The sequence below is a fragment of the Polaribacter sp. 2305UL8-11 genome (genome assembly GCF_058147165.1).
The window spans coordinates 64,051-90,492 of sequence record NZ_JBYVJW010000010.1 but is presented as its reverse complement, the minus strand read 5'-3'; the positions used below and the strand labels follow the sequence as shown (position 1 = coordinate 90,492).

Annotated in this window: 14 protein-coding genes; 1 reads left to right on the top strand and 13 read right to left on the bottom strand. The window is 30.6% G+C overall.

Annotated elements, in window-relative coordinates:
• Window positions 1-139: 139 nt before the first annotated feature.
• The 13 genes from ACY2RW_RS10570 to ACY2RW_RS10510 form a co-directional block, all read right to left on the bottom strand.
• Window positions 140-1,048: a glycoside hydrolase family 17 protein gene (locus tag ACY2RW_RS10570; RefSeq protein WP_490122696.1), complete on the bottom strand. Its 909-nt coding sequence runs from the start codon at window positions 1,046-1,048 to the stop codon at window positions 140-142.
• Window positions 1,049-1,062: 14 nt separating this feature from the next.
• Entirely contained in the window at window positions 1,063-2,478 is a 1,416-nt protein-coding gene (locus ACY2RW_RS10565; protein WP_490122695.1) for an MFS transporter, read from the bottom strand.
• Between the two features lie 10 nt (window positions 2,479-2,488).
• Window positions 2,489-3,982: a glycoside hydrolase family 30 protein gene (locus ACY2RW_RS10560; protein WP_490122694.1), complete on the bottom strand. Its 1,494-nt coding sequence runs from the start codon at window positions 3,980-3,982 to the stop codon at window positions 2,489-2,491.
• A 10-nt stretch (window positions 3,983-3,992) separates the two neighbouring features.
• Window positions 3,993-5,267: a glycosyl hydrolase family 17 protein gene (locus ACY2RW_RS10555; RefSeq protein WP_490122693.1), complete on the bottom strand. Its 1,275-nt coding sequence runs from the start codon at window positions 5,265-5,267 to the stop codon at window positions 3,993-3,995.
• A 36-nt stretch (window positions 5,268-5,303) separates the two neighbouring features.
• Window positions 5,304-8,762 carry a hypothetical protein gene (locus tag ACY2RW_RS10550; RefSeq protein WP_490122692.1) on the bottom strand — a complete coding sequence of 1,153 codons (3,459 nt, stop codon included), beginning with the start codon at window positions 8,760-8,762 and terminating at the stop codon, window positions 5,304-5,306.
• Between the two features lie 105 nt (window positions 8,763-8,867).
• Window positions 8,868-9,713, bottom strand: coding sequence for a glycoside hydrolase family 16 protein (locus ACY2RW_RS10545; protein WP_490122691.1), 846 nt, complete (start codon window positions 9,711-9,713; stop codon window positions 8,868-8,870).
• Window positions 9,714-9,731: 18 nt separating this feature from the next.
• On the bottom strand, window positions 9,732-11,609 hold the full coding sequence (locus ACY2RW_RS10540) for an Ig-like domain-containing protein (RefSeq protein WP_490122690.1): 1,878 nt from the start codon (window positions 11,607-11,609) through the stop codon (window positions 9,732-9,734).
• Between the two features lie 11 nt (window positions 11,610-11,620).
• Window positions 11,621-14,797, bottom strand: a complete 3,177-nt coding sequence (locus tag ACY2RW_RS10535; RefSeq protein ID WP_490122689.1) for a glycoside hydrolase 5 family protein — start codon at window positions 14,795-14,797, stop codon at window positions 11,621-11,623.
• 403 nt (window positions 14,798-15,200) lie between these two features.
• Complete coding sequence (locus ACY2RW_RS10530) at window positions 15,201-16,115, bottom strand: glucan endo-1,3-beta-D-glucosidase (RefSeq protein WP_490122688.1); 915 nt, start codon at window positions 16,113-16,115, stop codon at window positions 15,201-15,203.
• Window positions 16,116-16,126: 11 nt separating this feature from the next.
• Window positions 16,127-18,178: a hypothetical protein gene (locus ACY2RW_RS10525; protein ID WP_490122687.1), complete on the bottom strand. Its 2,052-nt coding sequence runs from the start codon at window positions 18,176-18,178 to the stop codon at window positions 16,127-16,129.
• Window positions 18,179-18,190: 12 nt separating this feature from the next.
• Complete coding sequence (locus ACY2RW_RS10520) at window positions 18,191-19,687, bottom strand: RagB/SusD family nutrient uptake outer membrane protein (RefSeq protein ID WP_490122686.1); 1,497 nt, start codon at window positions 19,685-19,687, stop codon at window positions 18,191-18,193.
• A 17-nt stretch (window positions 19,688-19,704) separates the two neighbouring features.
• Window positions 19,705-22,749, bottom strand: coding sequence for a SusC/RagA family TonB-linked outer membrane protein (locus tag ACY2RW_RS10515; RefSeq protein ID WP_490122685.1), 3,045 nt, complete (start codon window positions 22,747-22,749; stop codon window positions 19,705-19,707).
• 210 nt (window positions 22,750-22,959) lie between these two features.
• On the bottom strand, window positions 22,960-25,782 hold the full coding sequence (locus ACY2RW_RS10510; RefSeq protein WP_490122684.1) for a helix-turn-helix and ligand-binding sensor domain-containing protein: 2,823 nt from the start codon (window positions 25,780-25,782) through the stop codon (window positions 22,960-22,962).
• A 192-nt stretch (window positions 25,783-25,974) separates the two neighbouring features.
• Between ACY2RW_RS10510 and ACY2RW_RS10505 the strand changes: the two genes are divergently transcribed.
• Entirely contained in the window at window positions 25,975-26,163 is a 189-nt protein-coding gene (locus ACY2RW_RS10505; protein WP_490122683.1) for a hypothetical protein, read from the top strand.
• The last annotated feature ends 279 nt before the right edge of the window (window positions 26,164-26,442 follow it).

The following is a 26,442-nucleotide window of genomic DNA, read 5'->3' as shown; positions in this document are numbered from 1 at the left end:
ATGTATAGGTGTTTTTAAAGTTGTTAAGGTTAAAAAAAACAAAGTATAGTTTTTAAAACTTAAAAAACTCAGTAAATCGAGTTTGATATACTGAGTTTTAAAAAAATAACTTAAAAAGTTGATAATTAAAGTGATTGAATTAATATTTAAGTTTCTCTTTCTTATCCCATAACCCCCAATAGGCTCCAACATCTCCCTCATCTCCTACTTTCCAAGATTCATCAAAAGAAGAAAAGTAAAAGACTTCTATATTCTTTTTAACTGACCAAAGTTGAGTGTTTATAAAATATTTGATTGCATTTTCTATAGATGATTGTGCAGCTCCTTCATTACCTCCTTCACTAGGCCAACCTGTTTCTGTTATAATTACTTTTTTACCTTTTGCTGCTTCTGTTGCTTGATTAAACATACTCTGCATGTGATTTAAAGAATATTCTAAAGGGCAACCTTCCCAAAAAGGATAACAGTTTGATAAAATAACATCACTAATATCTACTAGTTCTGGGTGCCTAGAAAATTCGTAATACGCATCTACATAACCTACAGTTACATTAGGAAGGGCATTTTTTACTTTTTGAATACAACTTAGTAGTTCTTCTAAAGATAAATCGTTTCTATATAATACTTCGTTACCAACTGCAGCAATATCTACACAACCTTCTTTTCCTAATTTTATTAAGGCTTCTAATTCTTGCCCATTTTTCTTTGGATCGTCTCCTAACCAAGCACCAACCATAGTTTTTAAACCGTGCTTTTTTGCTATTCTAGGAATGTGCTCATTACCTTCTATACAAGAAAAAGAACGAATCCATTTTGTATAAGGTTTTAAAATTTTAATTCTTCTTTCTACTTGCGCTTCTGTAATAGTATCTCCTGGTTCTTGACCATCTTCATACATACTGAAGCAGATACCATGCATACCTTGATTTAATGTTTGTCTCCAAAGTTTTTTTAAATCATCTAACGAATATGACGAAAAATCTACTCCTAAATCTTCTATTCCTTCTTTAAAATTTAAGGAAAAATGATGACCTTCTCTATATGACATATATTTTGACTGTATTAATTTTGTTTCCTTTTTTCTAATTCTGCACTTATTTCTAAAGCTCTTTTTTCTGTTAAATCATATTTACGCATAATCCACATAGCTCCTAATGTACCTAATATTGGTAACCCTGAATAGAATAGTCTTATTCCTGTAATTGACGCCTCTGTATTTTCTGTATCTGGAACAAAGCCAACTAATGTCATAATTGCACCTGTTAATAATCCAGCAATAGCAAAACCAAACTTTACCATCCACCAATAAATTGCTCCAAAAACACCTTCTCTTCTTTTTCCAGTATTTAACTCATCAATATCTATAACGTCTGAAGTCATAGACATCATTAATGTAAATAAACTTCCTATTCCAAAAGAGAAAAAAGGCAAAGCAATTAAAAACATATAGGGTTTACCTGGTATAAACAAAAACCAAAGCATTACATAACCAAGTACAGAAATTCCTTGAGAAGCCATAAATGCTTTCTTTTTACCCATAGTTTTAGACATTCTAGCTACTATAGGTATAACTAAAAAAGTAGTAGATAAGGCTCCTATACTTCCTAAAAGTGTAGGCCAAAGACCTGCAGCAGCAGCATCTCCATTAAACAAATAATAAACTACAATAAAAAATGAGAAACCAGCAACAACATTAAAAGCATTGTAAATTAAAAATGTTGAAAAACATAATCTTCTAAATTGCTCTATTTTAAATGCTTCTTTAAAATTTTCTATAATTTGCTTTAAACTTCCTCCAATGGTTTTTAGTGTTAAAGGTGTTAAACTTTCATCATCTTTAGTAGATTTACTTTTTATAAAAAGTGCAGGTATCATTGCTAAAACTGCAAAAATAACAGCTACCCAAATTCCTAAAGTTCTTGTTGTTTCTGTAGTAGTTCCAAACCAACTATCATCATACATTACCACCCAAAACCAAGGTGCAATTACCCAAGCCCATTGACCAATCCATTGTGCTACTGCCATAATATTTGTACGCTCATGAAAATCATCACTCATCTCATAACCCATTGCTACATAAGGTACACTAAAAATTGTAAGCCCTAAATAAAAGACTAAAGACCAGATTAAAAAATAGGTGAAATTATAATTTACACCATCTTCTATATATAATTGCCATAGTAGCGCAAAGGAAACTCCCATAATTAAAGCCCCTAAAAGGACGTATTGTCTTCTTCTGCCCCAAATAGATTTTGTGTTGTCTGAAATAAAGCCCATAATTGGGTCTGTTACAGAATCAAAAATACGTGGAAGGAAAAATAAGATTCCCCACATCCAAGTTGGAAAGGCATAGTCTTGAACTAAAACCACCATAAAAATAGCTAAAGCAGCTGGAAACATTTGGTTAGATAACATTCCTAACCCAAAAGCAATTTTTTGTCCCATTGGAACTTTTGTAGCGTTCTGTTTATTTGACATATTTTTAGTTTTATTTATTTGATATCATTATAGTCTGTAATGCTTGTGCATCTATATTTATTAATGTTTCTTTTTCTGCTAACGCTAATTTGAAACTCTTTTTTGTTTTACCTTCATTAAAAACAACAATTGCAATAGATCCATCTGTGTTTTTTGCTGCTGTAACTTGTAAACCTTTATCAGAACTATCTACTCCAATTACTTTTGCTTGTGGTCTAATATATTTGCTGAAATGAGTCATAACTTGATAAATTGGTGTAAAATACACTTGGTCTGTTTCTGGATCTACAATTATTGGAGCAACACACCAGTTTTTAAACCAATTTGGACCTCCTTGTTTGTCTAAAACCATATTCCAATCTACCCAACCATCTACCCAATTGTTTAGGCAACCAATGATGTCTCTTGCATATCTATTTACTGGTGCATATTTTGGATGTAAATATTTTTTTTCTTCTTCTCTCCAATCATACCCCCAATCTGTGGCTTCTTTACTCCAATACCACATATCATCTTTCCAAGCAGGAACTTCGCTATCTATACAACCTTCTGTTTCTATTAAGTATTTATTTGGGGCTTTATTATGTGCATATTGTAGTGCCTCTGGAAAAACTTCGTACGTACTTTCGTACCAATGAATAGCAGTTCCATGAAAATATTTTGATGAGTTTTCATCTCGATACATTTCATCTACCCATTCTTTTAAACCTGCTCTATTTTGGTCATATCCTAAAATAATTTTGTCTCCACAACCGTCTTTTTCTAATTTTGGGCCTAAGTGAAATTCTACAAAATCGGTCATTTCTTTTGGAGAGAAATGCATACTTTCCCAGTTATTTCCATTTCCATGTGGTTCATTTTCTACTGTAAACCCCCAAATATCTATGCCTTCTTTTTGATAAGCGTTTATATATTTTGAAAAGAATAAAGCCCAAGTATCATAGTATTTTGGCAATAGCTTACCTCCAACCCATTTGTTATTATCTTTCATCCAAGGAGCAGCTGTCCAAGGTGATGCAAAAATTTTGAACCCGTCTTTAGATACTTTCATTGCATCTTTTATCATTGGAATTAAATCGTCTTTATCTTCTTTAATTGTAAAGTGTTCTAACTCCATATCATTTTCTACAGGAGAATATGAATATTGAGATAATGAGAAGTCACAAGAGTTCATGTGTGTTCTTGTTAAAGAGTAATTAGCACCATCTTTTGAAAAATAGGCTTGTAAAATAGTATCTCTATTTTTTTTACTTAAACGATTTAGTAAATAGGCTGATGATTCTGTAAATGCGCCTCCAAAACCAGTAATAGTTTGAAAAGTTGTGTCCGGATTTATCTTTATAGTTGAAGCGTTATTAGCATCAACAAAATTAGAAATCTTTGTTAATTTGTTACCAGCTGCAGATGTTTCATAAACATCTACAACTAATTTATTGTCTTTTTGGGTACAACTTATCATCAATACAAAAAGTGATATGTTAAAAAAATAGTTTATTGTTTTCATAAAAATGTCTTTATCTTGGATAATCTGTGTTTGGTACTAAAACAGTTTTCATCATTTCTTCTTTATCGCCATTAAATGTTTTGGTAATTGGTTTTCCATTTCTGGTTAATCCTTTAAAAACTCTTTTATCTACCATATCCCAAAGTGGATATTTAGCTTCTCCTTTTAAGTTTATCAATCCGAAATGATTTTCTGAACCATTAGGATTGTTTGCATCTTTCCATTGCTCATCAAAAGCTTCAAAATAGAAACAAGAAATACCAGCTTTATTGGTCCAATTTCTTATTTGTTTATAATACAAGCCTTGTTTGTATTGGTCTGTAGCTCTAGAACCGTTTTCTCCATAATGTCCACTAGAAATAGTTGCCCAACCAGTTTCGCCAATATGAATTGTTTTTGTAGAATCGATACTTTTTACGTAATCTGAAACATCTTTAAAAAGTTGTTGTGATTTTTTTAAAGCACGTAACATTGCATTGTTTGTCTTTTCTAAATCTGACAGGTTTTGCTCATCTTCTGGAATTTTCCAAAAATCTGGGACGTAATGTGAATAATGATAAGGATAGGTATGCATAGAAACATAATCTACAGCCTTAATTAAATCTTCTAAATCTTTAACTCTATAACTTTCATCTCCTCCACCCCAAGAAGAAAAATCGTCTGAACTTGTAATCCATAAATCTTTAGAGAGTTCTCCATTTTTCTTTAAATCTTGTAAATGATTTACCCATTTTAAAATTACGCTAGGTTGAACATAGTAACTTGTTGCCCATTTTACCATAGCTTCATTACCTACTGCAATTACTTTTATGATATCTGGATACTCTTTTGCCAAAGCTACAGCTCTTGCAATTTCTCCTTCGTTTTGTGGGCTTTCTACATCATGATTTGGCACTTTGTCTGTCCAAGCATTTAAACAATCTATCCAAGCACCTAACATTACATACATTTCGAAGTTAGAATCTTCTTTTTTTAACTCTTTTATTGCCTTTAAAACATTAGATGCGTGAGGCAATTTAGGTTGTACATTGTAGGTTCTTAAAATTTTAATACCCATTGCAGAAAGAATTTTTAAATCTTCTTTTAACTGTTGGATAGTAGGCTGTTGTTCTCTAGATTTTTCTCTGTAACCTCCATAAGAAATTGCCAAATATTGGGGATTCCCTAAAATTTTTTCTGCTGTCATTTCAACTTCTTGTTCTTTTTTTACTTTTTTTTCTGAATTACATCCAACACAAAAAAAGACTATAAATGCAATGATATACATACTAAAATTTGCTTTCATAATTTTATGCTTTTTGATTGGTTTTAATAATCCTATTTATCTTTTAATTGAAACAATTATCTTTTCTATTTCTCCAGTTCTTTTAAATAATTTATCGCTATTATTTGAGTCTAACTTTAAATCACTCGATTCAAACTCTTTACCATCTGTAAAAAATCCTTTTAATTTATTTTTATCAGATAATTTGTAAATAATAGGCACTTGACAATACGTAAAAGCCAAAGTTTTAGAGTTGAGCGTTACTGTTTTTTTATTACTATTTACATCAACATAATCAAAATCTTTAGTGTCTTTTAAAAACTCTTCATCTCTTAATAATCTTGGGTTAAAAGTAATCTCTCCATTTTTTACAAACACACCTAACTCACCCATTCTAGATAAGATATCTTCTTTTACTTGCCCAGTCATTCCTGGTTGTTGTGCTCCTTTTGTAGCTGGAGTGTGTGAATAAGGATCTGTTGGAAAAGCACCATATAATTCTGGAGATTTATGCACACCTATTCCTTCGTTTATTTCGTAATAATGGTCTAACAACCTACCTATAACTGCCTCGCTTTCATTTGTATTAATTGCTAACAAACAGTTTTCTTGAACTGCTAACAATAATTTAGAAACCATGTGCCAATAGATTGAACCTAAACCTTCGTAACCAAAAAATGTTCCTGATCTTCCTGTAAAAGATTTATGGTCGAACATTTCTTCATAAATTTCTAGGAGCACCTTTTTTTCTTCATTTACTAAAGGTTGGTAAGCTTCTTCAAGATTTTCTAATGCAGATTTTAAAACATCGGCATTATTAAAATTACCATTAAAATGATAATTGCCTGCAACGTCTTTTTCTAAGATTTGATTGTTACCATCTGCTAATAATTGTTGCAGTAATTTTGATTTTTGGACTGCTTTTGATGGAATGTTATTTTTATCTAAAAACCTTCCTAAATCTTTATCAGGATACAAGATATAACTGTATTGATCTTCTCTAAACAACGCACTTGCTTTTAAACCATCTAAAGTTGCTAAAGCTTGTTTTGGCGATAAGTGCCCAGAACTTAATACTGCAACTTGGCCTTCTAACATTTCTGACAAGTAAGAAATTGATACTTCTTTCTCATTTTTTACTGTCATTAAGTTATATGCGTGATACATATTATCATCACGTTTATTAGTATCTATAGTTTGTTGTGTATATTTTTTTATGATTTTAAAAAACTCTAATAAATCGTTTTTAGAAACATTCGATTTTTTATTCTTAAAACCGTTTTCATAAATTGATAACCTGTAATTACTTCCAGCACTACCAACTCCATCTAAAATTGTTTTTCTATCTGCATCAGAAATATTTTTTGATAAAATATTTTCGTTTTCTTTTAGTGGTACAATTACAGCATTAAAAAACGTTGCTAATTCTTCTGAGATTTTAAATTCATTTATATCTGCATTTATAACTACGTTTTCGAAAAAATTTATAAAACGATGTAAATAACACAAAGTAACCATAGAAACTCCATTACCTACTAAAGCGTTGTTGGCGTCATTCCATTCTGGTCTTTGTGTATTCATCCAAATACCACCTTCTGGAATAAAATTAGACACTTTTGCTAACACAGTTGCTAACAATTTTTCCATCATATTTACTCTGTAAATATTGTTGTTTGCATCTCTTAACAAAGCGCCATCTGCTCCTAATTTTTCTCTTAAATCGTCTATTTTATGATTTAATTCTTCATCAAAATCAATGGTATCTTTTGGGTTTTGTAGTGTTTCTTGATAGCTTTTAATTTTATAAGGCACATTTGCATAGACAAAAATGGCTTCTGTAAAGTTTTTTGCCAATTTACCTGGGTAATAGTTTTCTATAAATTCTAAGAATTTTAATAGGTAAATAATTTGATGATCTCCCCAATAACCAATGTAAGACCAAGGATCATCTGGTTCTATAATTTCCCAATCAAAACCACCTTTTGTAACTCTGTATGGGTTGTAACCATCAAAAGTAGAAGCGTTTAAAAACTTGTGAATCATCCCTTCTATAAAATCTGGATATGAATGTGCTAGAGCTTCCCAATTTTGAAAAATGTCCCTCCAGTTTCCTTCATAATCTAAGATTTTAGAGCCATCTACTTCACTTCTGGTATTGATAGAAAAACGGTTCCAAGGTCTACTTGGATCTCCATGTCTTCTACTAAATTTTAAAGGCAAATATTCAAAACACAATCTTTTAAAGTCTTTGTCTTTATTATTCTCTGACAAATTCTTTATAAAATCTGCTGTAAATTCTTCTGGTAAATTGTTTACTATTTCTTGTTGATTTTTAAAGACATCTTTATTTGCTTTTGATAGGTATTTTAAAAAATCATCTTTTTCTATTTGATAATTGTTATCAAAAATACCACCTCTCATAATATTAAAAAGCGTGTTTGCAAAGTGTCTTGTATTTCTTAGTTGAATTTCACCTAACTGCAAACCATCTGAAGCACCTGTTAACTCTATTAAGTTTTCTGTTCCTTCATCGATACTTTTTTGAAGTAATGCTTTTATATCTTTCTCTTTTTTGATGATATTAGACAAGTTGTGATAAGCATTTAAATCTTGGTTTACATTTGCAATTAGCATCCAAGATTGTTCTTCATTGGCTTTTAAACTTAATTCTTGAATGGTAAAATATGCCCCTTTTTCTGCTTTTACATCTACTTCTTGTTCAATTTCTTTTCCGTTTCTAAAAGCATCTAATTGTCTTGAAGAAATTAAATATTTTGGGTTTTGAACACCCAAAGACCAAACTAAATTTGATTTTAGAGCTTCACTTGGTTCTGCTTTATCAACAATAATGGCACTTAATGCGTAAATACCAATTCCTGAATCTGTTTCTAATTCGCATTTTTTATAAGCATCTACCAAATTACTACGAATACCTTGTATTGCAGAAGTAACTCCATAAGGTAAAATATTTTGAATACCGTCTAAAATGGTTACTTCTATATTCGCATTTATGTTGTTTATTAAGTTTGATTTTCTTACAAATCCATACTCGTTTGAAGTATTCCAGTGATATCTATAAGTTAGCCCTAAATCTTCATTAATCTCTTCGAAAACTACTTTGTTTCCGTAATTATTTTTATATAAATTTCGTTTTATTTGATAAACACCTTCATATTTATCAGAAAAAGGTTCCCAAAGAAATGTCTTTTCATCTTTATGAACTTGTACAATTGTTTTACTACCTGTTACATCTGCAGATTCTGTAATTTTATCATCTGTATAATAAGGAAATAATGCACTTTCTGCATCTTTTCTACCAGCAGTTAAACCACCATTACTAGATATAAACATCCAATGATTTGAGTTGCTTACAAGACTCATAAAAAATGGTCTCATTTTATCGCTGTTAGATATTTTGTAATAGACTTCGTTATCAAAATTCAGTAATTCTCCTTTAACTTCTAAAGATTGATGTTGAATTTTATTCTTACCTAAATAAATAGTGTTTTTTGTCATTATAAATCGTACTTGAAAACATCTTAAAGATGAAAATTGTAGTTTTTAAGTTTAGTTCTATATTTTGAGTTGGTAGTAAAAACCACCAACTCAGTTAGCTTTTTTTTAATTGTAAACCCTTACATAATCTACTTCCATAGTTTGCGGAAATACAGTTTCTGCATTTGGAGGTCCTACAAAATTGCCTCCAACTGCTAGGTTTAAAATGATATAAAATTCGTTACTATCAAAAACCCAATTTGCGCCATCAGGTAAATTAGAAGGAGTTATTTGGTTGTACAAAACATCATCAACATAAAAGTTGATATATTTTGGACCCCATTCTATACCAAAAATGTGAAACCCAGTATCAAAACGATCGTTTTTTAAAGAATAACTTTTGGTAATACCATTTGCTCCTGAGTATCCTGGTCCATGAATTGTACCATCTACTTTAGTAGGTTGCTGACCTCTGTATTCCATAATATCAATCTCACCTATTTGTGGCCAAACCTTTGTTCCATTAGCATCATCTCCTAGTAACCAGAATGCTGGCCAAATTCCTTGTCCCCAAGGTAATTTTATTTTTGCCTCATACCTACCATATTTGCTTTGATACAATCCTTTAGTTAAAATTCTGGCAGATGTGTAACCAGAACCCATAAAAGATTCTTTTAAAGCTGTAATTTGTAAATTACCATTTACTACTTTTACATTTTCTGATCTTTTGGTATAAAACTGTAACTCATTGTTACCCCAACCTGGAATTCCTTGGGCTGTTCCATTACCTTCATCAAACTTCCATTTTGTTGCATCTGGTGCACCATCTGTATTAAACTCATCTGCCCAAACTAACTTATTTAAAGTGGTTACAGTTTGAGTTTCACTCGTATCACAACTTGAAAAAACAATTAATATAATAGCGATTGCTATTGGATGTAGTTGTGATTTATATTTTTGTATGAAATTCATATTAAATTCTTTTAAATTTTAGTTTGTTTGTACAACATCATCTATATAAAAAGTTCCAGAAGTTGTCCCTGGACCATCTACAAATAATACTAATTTACCATATTGATTTGTTGATGTAAAAGTAAATTCTAACTCTTCCCAACCTGAACCTGTATGGTTTGCAGCAACTTCTATATTTGCAGCACCATTTGTACCATTTTCGAATTTTAAAAGCACAGGAACTGCTGTAGTTGCATATAATTTTAGTTTTATTTTATTGCCATTCGCAAAATTTACTGGGTTTTCTAAAATAACTGCTCCACCTTCCCAATTTCTTCCAACATTTGTTAATGCTCCAACTTTAGATGCAGTTGCATTGATTCCTGATTGTTGAGGGTTATCTACAACACTAAAAGAAGCACCATTAAAAGTGTCGAAATTGTAATCTATATTAGCACCATCAAAATTAAAAGGTATTGTTGGGCCAGTTGTTTTGTATAAATAAATATTATCTACTAAAATATCTGTAATACTTCCTGGAATTGCAGGGTTTGTACCATCTGTGATGAACAACATTTGCCCTAAATTTAAAGTACTTGTTAACCCAAAATCTGTAATAGGTATATCTAAACTCACCCAATTTCCTGTTGTAAATTTGCTCCCATCAAATTTAATTCTACCACTAGAATCATCTCCACCACCAAAAGCACCATCTGCTCCGAAATCTGCTAATTCTACTGAAATAAAATCTCCTGCTTTTATCTGATTTTCAACTTGAATATCTATGTGCAAAAATTTCATTTGACTTCCATTAATTGTTGGATTTTTAAATTCTATTCCAACAAAATTTAATTGGCTGTATTTTATAATATTATCTCCATTAATATTGATATCATTTTGACCTTGAGTTGTTTGAAAAGGCTGGTAGTATCCATTATAGAAATCTACAGGCTGGTTTGTGTATGCATCACTAAAAATTGATAAAACATTAGTAGCTGGTTGTGTTGGTGTTGGTGCTGCAGTAAATGGCCCTAAAGATTCTACTTTTAAAGAACCAGCTGCATTAACACCATTTATTGAAGCTGTAATTGTAGCATCTCCTTTACCCAATACTGTAACAACTCCTTTTTCATCTACAGTTGCTACAGTTGCATCCGTTGTTTTAAAATCGAAATAACCAGGAGCTGTTGAAACTTGAGAGTTTTGTCCGTTTTCTAAATTAAAAGTTTGTGATAAACCATTAATTGTAATAGTAGCACCTATAAATGTTTGTTCAGACTTGTCTACACCTTCTAAGATTTTTGGTCTTGGTTGTGCAATGGTTCCTAATTTTTCAAATTTTACTTCGTCTAACCAGAAGGTATATCCTCCTTCATCATTTTGATTATTTGCTCCTTCTGCATACCATAATAGACCTGTTTCTGCTGTAAGTTTTGATGCATCTGGAATAGGAATGATATACTTTTTCCATTGTGTAGAAATAGCTAAATTCTTTTTAGATACTTGGTATTTATTATTGTTTGAACCGTTAATACCAAAACCAATTTCATTAATATCTGCTCCTTGTGAGGCTTTTGCCCAAAAAGTAAGAGCATCGTAACTAGATAAATCTCTTGGTGAGCTTACAGGGAAATTAGCACCTCCATAACCTGCACCAAAAACAGGAATATCGAATCTCATTGATGATGAACCTTCAAATTTTGTTTCTGTATCTACACTAAACGCTTCTTGAAAAGAATCTCCAAATGGTTGGTAATCTAAACCAGCACTAAAAGCATCAATAAAAATATCTGGATTTTTTGTGAATGTTGCCTCTACAATATCATCAGATAATTCTCTTTCACAACTTATTGTTGTTAACAAAATCAACCCTAAAAAGAAGCTGATTTTTGAATATATATATTTTTGTGTCTTCATAATCTTCTTTTTTATTTACCAATGTTAATGTGTATGTATGTTCTAATTTCCCATTCTGAACCATTTGGAAATCCTGTTGGACTTACTGTTGGTTGTGTTGCAAATGCACTAGATGTAGCATTTGGAGAATATCTTGGAGAAAACTCGTTTAAAGAACGCCAAGTTCCTCTTAAACCCACTTTGGTATTTGGTAAAATGAACCAATCTGGTTTACCTATTGAAGTAGACACGTCTAACATTAATTGTGTTGGAAATGTTAAGTTGAAATCTCTGTGATAATCAAAAGGTCCCCAGTCATTAAACTTAGCCATTGCTGTAATTTTCATTTTATTTAAAATCATTCTTACATCTGCTCCTCCTCTATAAATTAATCGATCACTATCTCCATTTGCTTGAGCAGTACCATAATACATATTAGCTACTAAACCTAATTCTGGATTAACTTTAGAGACCATTCTTGAATGAATTTCCCATAAATCTTGTGCTGGTGCAGATTTTGAAAATGCAAAAGATTGACGATTTGCTAAGAAACCAATTGCAGCATCTTGCGTGGTTGGTAAACTACGATATACAAACCCAAGATTCATTGCAAATGGCGCATCTTCTGCTCTATCATTATCCCATTGATACATATATGTTGCTGGTGTTGGATCATAAGTAAATAAAATTTCTCCAGCTGTGGTTTCTCTGTTTCCACCTCTTACCACGAAAGGATCATCTACAAAATTTCTTAATCTACCTGGAGCTCCAACATCATTTGGCATTGGATCTATTAAAGGTTTCTGATATAAGAAGTTAGGTGCTATTTGAAATTTTCCTCCAAAATTATAAGCAAATCCAGATAAGAAGTTACTCATGTTTCCACTTCCTGAGTCTTTTAATCTCCATCCTGTAAAAGTTAATGTAGGGTCTGCACCTCCATTAGCTACTAAGCCCATAACAGAACCTTGTGCATACCAGTTAAAACCTCCTTTAGTATAGGTGATTTTTGCTTTACCTCCCCAGTTGTCTTTAGTTTTAATTTTATCATTATAAACTGTATAATTACCTGAGGTTCCTGTGGTTACTTGAAATGTTCTTCCATTTAATGGTCTACCACCCCAAATTGCTCCAACAGTCCAACCAAAATTTTTCCCTTTTTTCTCGAAAGCTATTGTAGCTCTTTCTGTTGGTAAAGCAGGAATTACACCTGTTCTTGTTTGAACTGGATCTAAAACACGATTCCCATTTGCATCTATACCATTACCAGATACTAAATCTTTATGATAAATAGCAGCAAAGTCTAAACCACCAATTTTTCTTTGATATTTTAAAAGTACTGCAGGATTTGCTCCCCACCAAAGTTGTGGTCCAAATGCAGCTTTTAAACCTTTAAGAGCCCCTTTTCCATCTACTTCAATTCCTAAAATTTCTCCATTATAAATGTCTAAATTTGGTCCATAATTTGCTTCTGGATACAAACCAAATAGGTCTCCTTCATACCCCCAGTGATAATGACCAGTTCTGTAAAAACCTCTCATGTCAAAATCTTTTGCTTTCCACTCAAACTCTGCATTATAAACTCTTAATCTATTATTATCTGTTATTGTTACTATTCCATTAGGAGAATCTACTTGTATTGGTCTACCTACATTTTCATAGAAAATATCATCAATTGGATTTCCTGGGACATTTCCAAGAATATTAAAATTAACTTCTGCTTTCATATTAGAAGTAGGTTGCCCTTTAACTCCAATATAATATGATTGCATGTGGTCAAAACCTCTCCTGTCTGGAATTGTTTGACCAGTTCCGTCTGAATTTTGAGGAGTGGTTAAAAGAGTTCCACCAGTGTTAAAAGTTGTGAATTCTGCTCTTAAATTGCTTATTTTTATTTTTTCAGTACTTCCCATTGATGCCTTATCTCCTCTTGCTCTTAAGACAGCATCCATTAAGTTTATCTTCTTAAAATGATTTTTTACTGAAACAGAAGAACTTTCAAAAACATCTAAACTATGGGCTTCTTTTAAAGCATAATAAGACGCTCTTGGATACAATGTATATAACCCTCTTATATCTGTTGGTCCTTTAGCAGCAATACCAAACCATTCTTCATTCATATTTTTATCTCCAGGTTTTGCTTGATCTCTACTATAACCATTACTTGCCCAAGAAGCTTCACTATCATGAACATCTGCATTTTTACGCTCGTCAAAACCAGCTTTAAACCAACCATCACTTGATTGAAAAGTAAAACCTCCTATAGAGTTTTGTGCTTTTCCAAGTCCGTAAGCATTTGCATATATTTCTTTCCAGTTATTAACCATATAATAGGCTTGCATTAACTGATCTTCTTTATTATCTCTTGCATTAAAAGCATCAGAACCAAATTCTGTAAATAAAATTGGCTTGTTAAATTCTTTTTTTACCCTGCTAAAAGCATCAGAAAAAGAAACTCCACGATACATATTAGTACCATAAATATCAATATCTTTACATTCTTCTGCTACAATATCTAAGTACAATAAATCTCCATTACAAAGACCTACTGGATGGTTTTTATCAACATTTCTAATAGCTAAAGTTGCATCATTAAATAGCTTATACATAGCTCTTGCTTCTGCTCTTTTTGCTTTGTCTTGGTCGTTTATAATGATTCCTTCATCAGTTTCTGCTCCTTCCCAAGTTAAATGATAGTTATTTTCATTACCTAACATAAATAGTAGAAAACCTGGTGTATCTTTATACATCTTAGCCATTTTAACGGATTCGTCTATAAGATGTTTTCTAACTTTTTCGGTTCCGTATTTTGTTTTTGGATACCAAATACCATCTAAAGTTAATCCATAAGCACCAAATTGATGATTTATCATTGTATAGATTCCGAAGTTTTCATAGATGTAAGTAATCCATTTTGGAGGCATGCCAATGTAAGTTCTTATGGCATTTACACCCATATTTTGCCATAAAGGCATTTCTCCATCCAATGCTGCTTTGATAATATCGTCTGGTTTTTCCCAGAATTTAGCATCGAGTACATTGTATCCTATTGGAACATAATCCCAATTGATACCATTTACAATAAAATCTTTTCCATTGACTACTAGTTTAAACCCTTTTGCATCGTTAACAACTGATACATTGTTTGCTTGAGCAAAAAAACTTGTAGTAAATAAAACAAGTACTAATCTCAGTAAAATGTTTTTCATAATTATTAAAATTTGATTTCTAATATGTATTTGATCTTTTTTTAATTTACTTTATCATGTGAATTAACAATTTAGATCAAAACAATTATTGAATATTTGAATATGATAAAATTAAGACTAATAATTTGCTAAATCTCTAAAATATGCCTCAACATAAAACATACATCGTAAAAAAACACCAAAGACAGTAGTAATGCTTAGGTTTTATATTTAAATTTTAACATATTAATTGAAACGATTTTTTAATATGTTGTGGTAATGTATTGTTTAAAGAACTTTATGATGTGGTAAAAAAATTCATCAAAAGAACTTGTACAGTTTTAAAAAGGTAATTTCAATGAAAAAAAAGGAGTCAGAGTTAATCTGACTCCTTAATTATACTCTTTTGTGGTTTTAAATAAAATTACTCTGAAACGATAATAAACCACCAATCAAATGAAGCATCTGCATCTGTAGTTCTTAGTACCATTTCATTTGGAGTACCTCTATCAAATATTTCATATTTATGATTACCTCCTGTGTAATAACCTATAAACCCATTGTTTGTTAAGCTTATCGTTTCAAAACCTGCTGGTGCTGTTAGTGTATATGTTGCTGAGTAATCTGCATAAGCATAATTTAATATATCTGCACCATCTACAGTTCCTGCTGTATTTGGTCCTAAATCATTTATAATGTGAGGATCTCTTCCAAAAATATCTCCATTGGTTTTATGCTCAAAAGTACCATCTGAACTAAACACAAAACGATCATCATACATACCAACACCTGCTTTTTCATCTATTCCTGCTCCATACCATTCTACTGGTTTTGTACCTCCTACAGGCCCTAAACCAAAATGACCAGGTTTTGCAGATTGAATTTTCCAAGTTTTAGAACTTGCTACTGATGGGTTTGCTGGATCAAAACCATATAATTTTTGAATTAAATCATTTGGTGGAGAATATGTTGCTAAAACATCTACCTGAATTGATTTGCTAGAAGAAACCCCAGCTGTACCTGATGCTACTGCTGTTACAGTATATGTGTTTAAACCTAATTTACTAAAAATTATTTTCTGCTCTCCTGATAATGTAACGTACTCTGCTCCACCAGAAACCAATTTATAAGATACTGCATTATCTGCAACAACATTAAATTTAACTTCTCCACTTCCATCTCCATTAGGATTGTTAGCATCTGCACCTACAATTTCTGCAGTGATTTGAATATTTGAAGGAGTTATAATTTCTCCAAATGAATACTCATTTTCTTGGCATCCTAGAAATACTAGGATGACACAAAAAAATAGTGCTTTTATATATTTTATTTTTTTCATTTTACTTATTGTTAAAATTGTGTGATATCATCTACATAAATGGTATAATTTGCAGAACCATCTCCTTGTGTTCCATTATCCATAATTAATACTAAATTGTTAAAATCTACAGAAGTACTAATACCTGAGAAACTAAACGTTAACTCTTCCCATGCATTTGCAACTGTTGTTGTTGCTGTTACTTCTGCTGAAGCTGTTGTGTTTGGCCAAGCAACTGCATCTTCAAACTTTAGCAATAGTTTTAAACCTGCTCTTGGAGACCATACTTTTACTTTAACACCTGTACCTCCAATAAAAGAAAATGGAGCTGGAACTGTTACTTTTGAACCTGCCCAAGGCTGACCTGCATTTTTTACCATTTGCAACACTCTTGAAGATGTATTACCAGTTTTATCTGGATTATCAATAATAGAAGTTACACCACCATCAAAACCAGAAAGCGTAACATTTGGCTCTAAATTAAGCTCTGGTGAAGTAGAAATATCATCTACATAAATGGTATAGTTTGCAGAACCATCTCCTTGCGTTCCATTATCCATAATTAATACTAAGTTGTAAAAATCTACAGTAGTACTAATGCCAGAAAAATCAAACGTTAACTCTTCCCAAGCATTTGCAACTGTAGTGGTTGCAGTTATTTCTGCAGATGCAGTTGTGTTTGGCCAAGCCTGATCATCTTCATATTTTAATAATAGATTTAAACCAGTTCTTGGAGACCAAATTTTTAATTTTACAGTACTATTTGAAACATCGAAAGGTTTTGCAACTGTAATTTTAGATCCTCCCCAAGGTTGACCTGCATTTTTAACCATTTTAAATACTCTTGAAGAAGTATTTATACCTGATGCATCTGGGTTATCTACTTTAGAGATTTCTCCACCATCAAAAGAACTTAATTCAAAATTGTCTTCGAAAGTTAAAGGAGTAATTCCGTTAAAAGGTACACTTGGCGATTTATAGAAATAGAAGTTATCTATATAAACTACACCAGCTACACCATCTGAATCTATTAATATTTGTGTAATCTTTTCTTTATTTGCTAAATTACCTCCGTCAAAACCAGACATATCTATGTCTATACTTTGCCACGAACCTGTAACAGTTTTTCCTAAAGATTCTATATCTTCTCCTCCATCAATAGTATTTACAATTTTTACTGATAACTCATTAGTTACTCCTTCTGGCACCCAGTAATCAATATGTAAAGTTTCCATTGCAGAAACGTTTATACCTGTTGTATAATTAGTTACTATACCTACAAAATCTATATTTGATAATTTCCAAACATTGTCATTATTTAAATTAACAGCTTCAAAACCAGAAGAAGACCAAGAAGTAGGTAATTCATTTAAGGTTATATCTGTATATTCATCACTAAAAATAGATATTACATCTTCAGCTTTTCTTGCTGGTGGTTTTGGTGCTGCAACTATTGGAGCTAAAATTTCTGTAACTTCGAAATTAGCAGTATATTCTGTAGTTTGTATAGCACCACCTTTTGCAATTACTTTTACATCGTATTTACCTGGAGTTTGATATTGATAAGAAAGTGCATCATCAATATTTGCAGTTGCAACTGGTTGAGTTATTCCTGCTTCTCCTGAATAAAACTCGTAAGTTGCAGCAAACTCTGCATTTGCAGTTACATTTACTTGTTTAGAAATTGCTGCATCATTCTCTATAGTTACCACTAAGTTTTGTGGTGCTTTAAATGATACTACTAAAGGCTGAATTGCTTCTACTGAATCTCCGTTTAAATTAAATGCAACTGTTTTTACATTGTAACTGCCTTCTTTATAGGTATGTGTTACAGATTGTCCTTGCGCTATTTTTGCAGGTTCTTTTGTATCATCACCAAAATAAATTTCGAAAGAAACTGCTGCATCTGCTGTTGGTGATATTGTAACCTGACCTGAGTTATCTTGCGTAATATCGTAACTAGCTGCCACATTAGAAGGAAGTACTATATTTTCTGCAAAAGATATATCTCTTAAATTGTCTGTACATGCTATTAAAAGTAATAACACTACACTAGTTTTAAATATATTTTTTATGTTTTTCATATTATATATTTTTTAATTTGTTGAACAAGTTGAAGTTGCATATCCTTTGTTTTGACACCATCTATTTCCTGCTAATTGAATTTCTATAGCTGGTATAGGGAAAACTTCGTTTTTATCTTGTACGAATCCATTAATTTCTTGAGCAGCTCTTCCTGTTCTAACTAAATCGAAAAAACGATGTCCTTCTCCTACTAATTCTACTCTTCTTTCTTGTAAAATATTATTGTATAAAGTAGTTCCTGTTGCTGTAATATTATTATTTGCATTACCAAAAGCTCTTTCTCTAACTCTATTTAAATATGTTTGCGCTTTTACATCATTAGGTGTTGTGCTTTTATTAAATGCTTCTGCTGCCATTAATAATACATCTGCAAAACGAATAGCTCTATAATTGTTAGGGTTTGTTAAATTACGATCTCCTTGAGCATTAGCACTTCTTGTTCTTGGAATGTATTTTCTATTAAAATAACCTGTGTGCTCATAACCTTTTCCAAAAGTAGCTCCTGTTTGGGTTGCCCAAGCCTCTATATCTAATATGGCTACATCTTTTCTTAAATCTCCTGCTTGAAAAGCATCTACTACTTCTTGTACTGGAACATTAAAACTAAAACCTGATGAGTAATCTGGCCCAACATAAGCTCTAACACCATTAAAACCAACAGCAACATTACCTTCACTACATTGTAAACAGCCAAAACCTGCTCCTTGTCCTTCAAAATACTGAACTTCAAAAACGGATTCTATATTGTTTTCTCCTACTTCTTCAAAAATCGATTTATAATCTGCAACTAAATCATAAGGTCCATTAACGATTACGCTTTCTAAAACAGTAGCTGCTTGGTTAAATTTATTTTGATATAAATATGCTTTACCTAACAAAGCTTCTGCAGCACCTTTGGTTATTCTTCCAGGAGTTGCTTGTACATAAGGTAAATTATCTATTGCAAATTGTAAATCTTTTTCTATTTGAGCATATACCTCTGCTTTTGGAGTCCTATCAATTACAAATTGTTCTCCAAACTCAATTCTTTTGTCTACAGATAAAGGTACATCTCCAAACCATTTTACCAATTCAAAATAATAATAAGCTCTTAAAAAAGTAGCTTGTGCTATAATTTCATTTTTTCCAGTAAAATCTGTTTTATCTTTAAATTCTAAGATGTAATTTGCTCTATTTACTCCAGCAAACATCCAGTTCCAAATATCTCTTAATTGAGCATTTAAAGGAGTATGCACCATATCATCTACTTCTTGTATTCCTAAAACATCTGTAGCACTTTCTCCTCCAGCCAAAGTATTATCTGAAGCAATTTCGCCTAACAATACATTTAAGTAAGTAGATTGTAATAAATCATAAGCACCAATTAATGCATTTTCATAATCTTGCTGTGTGTTGAAGAAATCTTCAGAATTATCTGAAGTTGGTTTTACATCAACAAAATCATCACTACAAGCATAGCTAAATCCTAATATTAGGATAAAAATTGTGTATATTTTTATATTTTTCATCTTTTATCTTTTATCTTTTAAAAATTAAGATTAATACCAAACAAAAAGGTTTTAGGACTTGGGTAAAAACCTTGGTCTATACCACCACCTATTGGAGCTCCATTTGATGTTGTTGGATCAAACCCTCTATATTTTGTAAGTGTAAACAAATTATCTGCAGATACATAGATTCTTAATTTATCGAACTCTAATCTATCTAAAGTACTCTGTCCAAAACTATAACCTAATTGAATATTTTGTAATCTTACAAATGAACCATCTTCTACAAAAAAGTCAGAAAATAGAGCATTACCTGTAGCTCCTGTTGTTACTCTTGGAAAAGAATTACTTGTTCCTGGTCCTGTCCATCTATCTAAATAATATGTAGGTCTGTTTGTTAATGGTAAGTTTCTTTCGTAATTTCTAACAATTTCATTTCCTAATGATGCAAAAGCATAAGCGCTAAAATCGAATTTTTTATAATTGAAAGATAAATTCAATCCCATTGTTAAATCTGCAATTGGATCTCCAATATACGTTCTATCATCTGCATCTATTTTTCCATCTCCATTTACATCAACAAAACGTAAATCTCCAGGAGCAGCATTGGTTTGCGTAGCATGTGCATTTACATCTGCTTGAGTTTGAAAAAGTCCGTTTGTTTTATAACCGTAAAAATACCCGATAGGAAAACCTGCTTCCATTCTAGATGGTGGATCTTGACCTACACCAAAAGAACCTCCCTCTATAATTCCTGTAGAGTTTCCTACAAAAGTTACTTCATTATCTAAGGTTGTAAAGTTGTAGTTGATGTTGAAATTAAAGTCATCTGAAACATATTCTTTGTATCCGATAGAAAATTCAAAACCTTTATTTACTACACTACCAGCATTAATTACTGGAACTGAAGAACCTGGTGCAGCAACACCAATAATACCTGATGTTTGTGCAGATACTAATAAATCTTCTGTTGTTTTCTTAAAATAATCTGCTGTAATATTTACTTTATTAAAAAGCTCTACATCTATACCAAAATCTAATGGAATTTGTTTTTCCCATTTTATTTCTGGGTTAGCAATTGGTCCTAAAGCTATACCTTGTTGTAGTTGATTGTTAAACACGTACTCTGCTTCACCATTTAAAATAGATACAAACCTAAAACCTGGTATTCTGTCATTACCTATAATACCATAACTTGCTCTAAATTTTAAGAAGTTGATGACATCTGAATCTTTTAAAAAAGATTCTTCTGAAACTACCCAACCTAAAGAACCTGCTGTAAAATATCCGAATTTATTTTTTGGCCCAAAATTACTAGAACCATCTCTTCTTACTGTTGCTGATAATAGATATTTACCATCATAACCATACTGAAGTCTTGCAAAATAAGATAACAAACGGCTGTCAAAAACTAAATTAGAACCATTGTTATTATTTTTGAAAATTTCTAAACCATTTCCATTTAAAACTGGACTTCCTACAGATACATCAGAAAGACTTGTACCTATTGCATTACTTGTTAAAATTGTATTAAACCTACCTGTAGACTTAAAAACAGATGTACCAATCATTGCTTTAATATCATGAACTTCATCCAACACTCTCTCGTATTTTAAGAAAGCATCAAACGTATAATCGAAAAAACTTTGACTAAAATCTACAAATGTTGATTGATCTACATTAAATACATTTCCAATACCATAGTTAAATAAAGGATTAAATGTATTAGAATTTGTAACAGAATAGTTGGCTTGAAATCTTGTTTCTGCAGAAAAATAATCTAAAAACTTATAGTTTAAACCATAACTACCAGAAATTTTATTTACCCAATTCCTATTATTTGCATTGCTTATCTGTGCTAAAGGGTTTGCTACTTCTATACCAGTACCTGTTACTGGAGGCTGAGAAAAATCTCCATTTGGCAAAAACACTGGTGTTGTGGGTGGCATGTTTACTGCATTAAACAATACAGAACCTAATGTACTTTCTATTAATGTTTTGCTATTTGTATTTGTGTAAACTGTTGATGAGTTAAACTTTAAATTATCTAAAATATCTAAATCGTAATTTATTCTTAAATTACTTCTATTAAAGCTAGATTTATCTTTTCCAACAATACCTTCACGTTCTGTTACAGATAAACCTAAAGAAAACGTAGAATTCTCTGTACCTTTATTTAATGTATAATCTATACTAAAAAAAGGAGCTGTCTCAAAAACTTGATTTTGCCAATTAGTACCTTGCCCTAAACCACTTATGCTAGAAAAAGGCAATTGCTCTCCATTTGCTGCAAAAGCTTCGTTGGCTAACAATGCATATTCTGTGGCATTTAAAACTGGAATTTCTCTAGTTGTTTGCTGAAATCCATAAGAAGCATTGAAAACCGATTTAAAATCTGTATTTTTTCTTCCTGTTTTTGTTGTTACCAATATTACACCATTTGCTGCACGTACACCATAAATACCAGCAGAAGCATCTTTTAAAATATTAATAGATTCTATATCTGAAGGACTTACAACACTTAAATCTTCTATAACTCTACCATCTAACAATATTAAAGGTCTACTGTCTCCATTTGTAGATATACCTCTAATTCTTATATTAGAAGCTGCTCCAGGAGAACCCGAGTTTTGTGTAATATTTACACCAGCAACTTGTCCTTGTATGGCTTGCTCTATTCTTGTTGGGTTTAAATCTTCTATAGTACCACTTGAAACTAATGACACTGCACCAGTAACTTCTTTTTTACGCTGTGTACCATAACCAATCACAACAATTTCATCTAAAGATTCTGCAGATTCATCTAAATTAACATTAATAGAATTTTGAGTGACTGCAACTTCTTTTACTGCATAACCTAAATAATTAAATACTAGAATTGCTCCTTTCTCTACTTTAGAGAGATTATAAAGACCATCAAAATCTGTTTGAGTCCCTACAGTAGTTCCTTTTACCAAAATACTTACTCCTGGAAGTGGATCTCCAGTTTTAGCATCTTTAACAACACCTTTTACATTTATTGTTTGTGCACTAATTGCAAAACCACAAAATAAAAAGAGTAATAGTGTGAATGTTTTTTTCATTTAGAATGTTATTATTATTTGAATTGTAAATTTAAAGCCAAACAATTATTAAATTACAAAAAACAACCGCTACAAAAAGTATACACCATAAAAAACAAAGGCAAAAGCTAACAATATCGTAAAAGAACGTGGTTTTTTTTTTCAAGAAAAAACATCAAAATACCACTTTGTTGTGGTAATGTTGTGTTAAAAAAACAAAATGTTAAGGTGCTATATTTCTAAAATGTAGTTTGTTAAGTTCGAATCGTGTGGTAAATTCATTTTTTTTCGAATCCTGTATCTCTTAACCTCTACACTTCTAGGTGATATATTTAACAAAGGAGCAATTTCTTTTGATGATAAATTAAGTCTTAAATAAGCACATAATCTTAAATCATTTGGAGTTAAATTAGGGTGCAAACTTTTTACTTTCTTTAAAAACTTTTCATCTGCATTGTTAAATGCTTCTTGGAACATTTGCCAATCATCTATGTTGTTTAAGTTTTTATCAATAATTTTAACAACCTTGGCAACTCTGTTATCTCCTCCTTCAATTAACTCATTTTTAATAGTGCTTAAGAATTCATTTTTCTTAATCATATTCATTGTAGAAGTTGCTAACTCATTATTCTTATTTTTAATATCTGTTCTAAGCTTTTCATTATTTAGTTTTATAATTTCTTGCTCACTCTCTAAAGCTTTTAATTCTGATTCTTTTTTTGCTTTATCTAACAAAACCTCTCTTTGCTTTTTATAATATCTTTTTGATGCAATGTGAACCAAATAAAAAGCCAACAAACTAAGTAGTATGTACAATGCAATAAAAAAATTAGACAAATACCAAGGTCTATCAATAGTAAATTTAAAATTAATTTCATTAGAACTTAACACATCTCCTTTAAGAGCTCTAAGCTTAAAAGTATAATCTCCAAAAGATAAATTTTCGAATAAAACCGAATTAGAATTAGAATTAGAATTAGAATTAGAGATATTTATCCAGTTCTTATGTAGCCCCAATAATTGATATTGGTATTTTGTAGTTAAAATCTTATCATAATTTGGTACGTTAAAAAAGAACTCTATATTATTATTTTTATAATCAAAATTATTTTCTTTTCCATTTAAGTCTATCTTTTTTTTAGGGCCTCCTACTGTAAACAAATTAATTTTATTAATGTAAACCTTAAAATCTGATGGCTTTTTAAGTTTTTTTAAATCAATCTCTATAAAACCATCTGAAGTACCAATTAAATAAACTTGATCGTTAATGTGAATTATATTTTCATAACCAGAAACAGCTTTAGGCACAGATTCCGAAATCGGAATTTTATGTAATTCTGGCTCATTACTTAATTTTCCTGGAGTAAAGTATTTAATATAATCTTTAGAAAAAGACCAGAGCTTATCACTAGATCTGTTATGCACTAGCTTAGCAGAAATAAAGTCATCTTTAGATATTAACTTACTATAAATACTGTCTTTTGCAAAAGAATTTAACTCTTTATTATATACAAATACGCCATTTTTGTTCGCATAAAGTATTTTATTTTGATATTTTACAATACTAGAATGAATACCTTTTTTAATAGAGTTATCTTTTTCTATATGAATTACTTTTTTAAATTCACTATCCAAATCAATTTTAAAAACTCCTTTATACTCATGGTTGATAAAAAACTTATTTTCATCAACTTTTACGATAAACTTGCTTGAGTTATCAAAACCTTCAATTTTATTTTTTAGACGCCATTTGGCATTGTTTTTTTCTAAAATGTACAAACCATCATAACAACCTTGTATTAACAAATTTTCTTTAACTTTTACAAATCCCCAAGTACCTTGATCTTTAAAAATATTTTGTAGTGTATTGTTTTTAGAAATTACAAAGGTTCCAGAATCATGACCACAAAACAAAGTATTATCAAAAATATCTAAGCTCCAAACTTGTCCTTGAGTACCATCTAAAAACTGAAAAGGCATTGATGATTTTACCTCCTTATAAAAAAGACCTTGATTTGTTCCTAAATAAATTTTATTGTCATATACAATAGAAGTATAAATTGTACCCAAAAACTCATTTTTATAGCTAATTTTAAAAGGAGAATCATTATTTACACAGTTAATTCCATTATCTAAACCTAACCATATATTACTTTTTTCATCTTCAAAAATTGACAGAACTGTATTGTTACTTAAACCAGAATCTTGACTAATTTTATAATTTAAAGAACCATCAGAGTTTAGGTAAATTAAACCATTAGATATGGTTCCTAAAGCAAAATCTCTATTCTTTAACCTTTTAGCACTGTATATTTTTTGATTATTTAATATTTTATTGGAATTTGTATTCCAAGAAACAGGAATATTATCCTCTAACAAATAAAAACCATCTTGTTGGGTTAAAAAAAGCAGCTTATTGTCTTCTTTAAAAATATCAACAATAATTTTATTTTTTAACAGTGCATGATTAGAAACTAATTTAGGTAGGCCATTTTCAATTTTAAAAAGACCTTTTTTATCTTCTTGAAAATAAATAACACCATCTACTTTAGATAATTTATGAATCTTCTTCTCTGCATCAATTATTTTAACAAGCTTGGTTTCTAAATTATAAAGATAAATTCGTTGCAAAGATTTAAAAATTACCCATCCATCAATTTCTACAATATTCCAAATTTGTTCATCTTCGAGCATTTTTATATTTTGAGACTTTACAATAGATGTAAATTTTAAGGCGCCAAAATTGTTTTTTTTCCAAAAACCAAAATTCATATAAAACCCAGAAAAGATTTTTTCTTTAATAACCTTAACAGACCTCATTATGGTTTCATTTGGAGTTTCGTACAACTTCCATGAAGCTCCATTAAACTCCAACAATCCTTTATTATTAGCAAAATAAATAAAACCATTATTAGATTGAGAGATAGCCCAATTTTGATTTTCTGCACTATAATCTCCAGTTGTAAAAACATTAATTGGAGGTAATTCTTGAGAAAATAGAAACCAATTAGAAAAAAAGAAAAGGACGATTGTTAAAATTTTAAACTTACCCATACTAAATATATAAACCTTATGTTTGGTTATTAATTCTTATTAAAATCACTAAAATAAGAAAAAAAAATATATTTGTATAGTCTTTTGTATAGGTGAGATTTAAAATGGAAACAAAGAAATATTCAAATTTTAAAAAAAATAAACACTTTTATTTTTAAAATTTAGTATTTTTCATAAATTTTAAAATAGTTTATGAACTTCATAAAAAAAATTGGCACTGCAAACTTTTTAATGTTATTACTCTGTATCTCTATTATTCTTGTAGCTGAATACCTCTTCTTAACAGGAAATAAATTACACGGAATTTTTATCGGTCTTTGGGCTCCAACACTTTTAGGAGTAATGATATACTTAAAACTGATTCAGAATGAGCGCAAATAGTATAGTTTTATATTTTTCTATAATTGTAGGAATTTGTGTTATAATTTGGGCTTATTTTATGATTAGTGAATACAATAAAGTTTCTAAAAATTAGAATAATTTTAAGAAAAAAAATAATAAAAATTAGCAGTATATAAAAAATCATTCCACTACACAGTAAATACATTTCAACGTAAAAAAAAATCTTTTCAAGGAGCAATATATAGAGATACACACTTAAATTTTAGTAATTAAAAAAATGATATTGTATATTTGTTAGAACTAGACCTCTAATTATAG